Below are 291 nucleotides of genomic sequence, written 5' to 3'. Positions count from 1 at the left end.
ATCCTCAACCCGCTGGGTGTTCCCGGGCGTATGAACGTCGGTCAGGTGCTGGAGACACACCTCGGCTGGATCGCCGCCCGAGGATGGGACGTCAGCGGCGTCGAGGAGGCCTGGGCCGAACGGCTGCGCGACAAGGGCTTCGACAAGGTGGCGCCACGCACCAACATGGCCACTCCCCTCTTCGACGGCGCCCACGAAGAAGAGATCATCGGACTCCTCGACAACACCATCCCCAACCGCGACGGGGAGCGGCTGGTGCAGCGCAGCGGCAAGGCCCGGCTGTTCGACGGG

1 protein-coding gene is annotated in these 291 nt (G+C 67.7%); it reads left to right on the top strand.

Annotated features, from left to right (window positions below; translation table 11 throughout):
- A partial coding sequence (locus N5079_RS35255; protein WP_410007864.1) for a hypothetical protein occupies positions 1–291 on the top strand: 291 nt, incomplete at both ends.

It is taken from the genome of Planotetraspora sp. A-T 1434 (assembly GCF_025420585.1).
In the GTDB taxonomy this organism is placed as follows: domain Bacteria; phylum Actinomycetota; class Actinomycetes; order Streptosporangiales; family Streptosporangiaceae; genus JAOEGB01.
Note: the sequence above shows the minus strand (reverse complement) of the source record. Positions and strands in the feature narration are given on the sequence as shown.